At 54.4% G+C, this 3,569-nt stretch carries 3 protein-coding genes; 2 read left to right on the top strand and 1 reads right to left on the bottom strand.

Annotated features, from left to right (window positions below):
• Positions 1-499: hypothetical protein (locus tag RMSM_RS31555; protein WP_008707180.1), on the bottom strand; the 499-nt coding region annotated here is incomplete at its 3' end.
• A 271-nt stretch (positions 500-770) separates the two neighbouring features.
• Between RMSM_RS31555 and RMSM_RS41500 the strand changes: the two genes are divergently transcribed.
• Both RMSM_RS41500 and RMSM_RS31550 read left to right on the top strand, forming a co-directional pair.
• Positions 771-947 carry a hypothetical protein gene (locus RMSM_RS41500; protein ID WP_160168415.1) on the top strand — a complete coding sequence of 59 codons (177 nt, stop codon included), beginning with the start codon at positions 771-773 and terminating at the stop codon, positions 945-947.
• 128 nt (positions 948-1,075) lie between these two features.
• Positions 1,076-3,517, top strand: coding sequence for a type IA DNA topoisomerase (locus tag RMSM_RS31550; RefSeq protein WP_008707174.1), 2,442 nt, complete (start codon positions 1,076-1,078; stop codon positions 3,515-3,517).
• Positions 3,518-3,569 lie beyond the last annotated feature (52 nt).

Below are 3,569 nucleotides of genomic sequence, written 5' to 3'. Positions count from 1 at the left end.
GTCCCGGTTGCTCGCTTGCAAAGTAGCAGCGTAGAGTGGTCCCGTTGGTCTGTCGGACGCGAGGAACGAAACATGCCCCCTTCGGCAGTGTCGTATTTGCAAAGGTTTGTTCTCCACGCGCCAGAGACACGATTGCGTCAACGTTCAGAGTTTTTAAGTCGACAATCGACATGGCACAATGAACTTCCGGCCAAGCGGGGCTTTCGCCTGCGCGTTCTTCGCTCAGCTCGGCAACGATATAGGCTTTGTCGTCGACGAGCACAAACTCTGAATCGTGAGCACCTTTGACTTCGGGACCGGTCACGCGGACAAGTCGCTGCATCACCATGTCGCCCGCCAGTGCGGGGTTCCAGTTATCGGGGACATTCAACGAGGCCGAACCATTGTCCCCAGCACCTTTGTCGCCAGAAGCCAGCCGGTCTGCGGCCTCAACCTGGGGAGTGACGAGCAGGATTGCCGCGAGAAAAAACGGCCCCAAAACAGAGCGAAAGGTGAGCATAGGTAGCGAGACTTAAGGTCAGGAGGGGGGAGGGCGGGGGAGAGCAACTCTATACAGATCGATCGAGGCATCTCAGGCGAGGGCACGATTGCCTAACCAATATAGTCCGCCCCGCGACGGGAAAACACCACCGAACGTCAATTCGCGGAGTTGCCAGATAGCCGATATACTAGGGTCGCACGATCGGATTCACACGCATGTCGCACACGCTCCCTTTTACTTAGGTCATTTTGCAATGCAGCATCGTCGTTTCTACCGTGGATTACCATCCATGCTTCCGCAGCTAGCTGTGATTCTGGCTCTCAGTGCATCGCTAGAGACTGCGGACGACGTTGGTTTGAAGACCGAAGTCCCCGATGAAAATGCGCAGTCGGAGAAAGTCGCGTTAATTAACGAGATTTATCATCATGGTGCGATCGTGAACGGAACTTGGGTCCCCCTGAACTGATGTCAGTGCTGGAGATCGTGGGGCCCCCGTAGTGCTGTTTGATCAGATAAAATGCTTCGTGTACCTTTAATGTGGGTGATCCGTGCCGCGTCTTGGTGAGATCATGAACCTGATACGAAAGTATTTTGATGAAGGTGATCTTAGCAGAAAAGCCTTCGGTGGCTCGCGATTTGGCATCGTTCCTCAGCGCTTCGGCTCGCCGTGACGGATTCTTCGAGGGCGGTGGCTATCAGGTGACTTGGGCCTTTGGTCACTTGGTCGAACTGAAGGAGCCCGGTGACTATGACCCGGCGCTGAAACGCTGGACGCTCGAATCGCTGCCCTTTATTCCCGAGAAATTTCAGCTGCGACTACGGGGTGATGACGGGGCGAAAAAACAATTCGCCGTGATCAAGCGTTTGTTTCGCGATTCTAGCTCGTTGATCTGTGCGACGGATGCGGGCCGCGAAGGGGAGCTGATTTTTCGCTACATCCAAACACTTACCGGGTGCACGAACAAGCCCGCCGAGCGACTGTGGCTCAGCTCACTGACGCGATCGGCAATCGATGCGGCTTTTCGTAGGATTCGTCCCCTGTCGGACTATGACAATTTGTACGCGGCGGCGAAGTGCCGAAGTCAAGCGGATTGGGTCGTGGGGATCAACGCGACTCGAAATTACACGGTACGTTATCGATCGATGTCCGAGCGTGGTGCGTCGGGACTGCTGTGGAGTCTCGGCCGCGTGCAAACTCCTGTGCTTGCAATGATCACTCGCCGTGATGATGAAATCCGAACCTTTCAATCCGAGCCGTTTTGGGAACTGATAACCCAATATCGCGAAGTCCATTTTCGCTACACAGGCAAACGGTTCGACAAGCAAGAACGTGCCCAAAGCGTCTTGGAATTGGCCGGCAAAAACAAGCTGACAATTCAAAAGATCCAAAGCCGCACAGAGAAGTCGCAGCCACCCCAGCTTTACGATCTGACGGAATTACAGCGAGACATGAACCGTCGTTTTGGTATCTCCGCTGCCGAAACGTTGGCGGCGGCCCAGGCACTGTATGAAGCGAAATTGATCACGTACCCACGAACCGACTCAACGTACTTAACCAAAGACATGCGGAAGGATATCCCCGGCATCCTCCGTCAACTGCGTTCGGTCAAAGCGAAAGAGATTGACCGTCTCGACTTGGCCGCGCTGCCATTCACAAGTCGTATCGTCAATGATGCAAAGGTGACCGATCACCATGCGATCATCCCGACCGGCGCGAACGCGGGAACGCTGAGAGGGCGAGAGCAAAAGGTCTACGATGCAATCGTCGTTCGCTTCATTGCTGCATTCTATCCACCGTGTGAAAAAGAGATCACGACGGCCGATGCTACGGCGGGCGAGGTCGTGTTCCGCGCTCGCGGCGTACGCGTTGTCACGCCCGGATGGACGCAGCTGTATCCCCGAAAAACAACCCGCGGCGAGAAGAGCGAAGAGCAGCAGTCGCTACCCGAATTTAAAAAGGGGGAATCAGGGAAGCACAAGCCATTTATTAAATCAGGACAGACGTCGCCGCCTAAACATTTCACTGAGAATACTTTGCTCGGTGCGATGGATACGGCTGGAAAGCTGGTGGAGGAAGCGGAGTTGAAAGAGGCATTAAGGGAGAAAGGGCTGGGGACGCCGGCGACTCGCGCGGCAACAATCGAGACTCTTTTGAACCGAAACTACATCGTCCGTGACAAAAAAAATGTATTGGCAACCGATCTGGGACGCTACCTCGTCGCGATTGTGAGGGATCACAACTTGACGTCGCCAGAACTGACCGGCGAGTGGGAAGCAAAGCTGAAAAAGATCGAGATGGGCCAGTTGTCACCCGATGTTTTCATGCGTGAGATCGGCGACTACACCCGAGCCATCATTCAAAGTAGTGCGGCTGCGGGCGTTGATCACGAGATCTACGGTCCCTGTCCACGGTGCGGTAAAAACGTGATCGCTGGGAAACGAGCGTTTGGATGTTCGGGGTGGCGAAAGGGATGCAAATTTGTGTTGCAACCGGCCTACCGTGACGCCGATCTGTCGATGGATCAAGTTCGCGAACTGTTGCAGTTGGGCGTCACGAAGCATCCGCTGACGATCAATGATTGCCACCCCTTCTTGCTGGCCATGTCGGAATCAGGAATGTTAGTTGAAATCCCCGTTCCCCAAGGCAGCGAACAGGACGCTGGGACAGAGCAGGCAGCCCGAAAACGAACCAAGAACAAAAGCGGAACGAAGAGAGCGGCGGCGAAGTCGAGTGGAACGAGGCAAAGCAAAACGAAAAGGGAGCCGAAGTCCGGCACATCCGAAATCGGCGTTTGTCCGTTGTGCGGCAGTCCGGTGGTGGAACAGCCGAAGTCCTACGCATGCAGTCGTTGGCGTGACGGATGTGGATTGACAATATGGAAAACGATATCGGGAAAGAAAATCTCGATCAGTAGTGCCCGAAAGTTGCTTCGCAACGGCGAGACGGCCATGCTGAAAGGTTTCAAATCAAAAGCCGGGAAATCGTTCGATGCAAAATTGAAACTGGTCGAAGGCAAGGTGCGTTTTGACTTTTAAAGAAGAATAGGTGGACGTGAGTTCCTATCGCCCCTTCGGGTAACGCTGTGAT

The organism is Rhodopirellula maiorica SM1 (assembly GCF_000346295.1).
Classification (GTDB): domain Bacteria; phylum Planctomycetota; class Planctomycetia; order Pirellulales; family Pirellulaceae; genus Novipirellula; species Novipirellula maiorica.
The sequence above is the reverse complement of the archived record's forward strand: the minus strand, read 5'-3'. Positions and strand labels throughout refer to the sequence as shown.

Coding starts and splice junctions, on each gene's coding strand:
- RMSM_RS31550 (WP_008707174.1), top strand. CDS start 1,076: ATGAAGGTGATCTTAGCAGAAAAGCCTTCGGTGGCTCGCGATTTGGCA.
- RMSM_RS41500 (WP_160168415.1), top strand. CDS start 771: ATGCTTCCGCAGCTAGCTGTGATTCTGGCTCTCAGTGCATCGCTAGAG.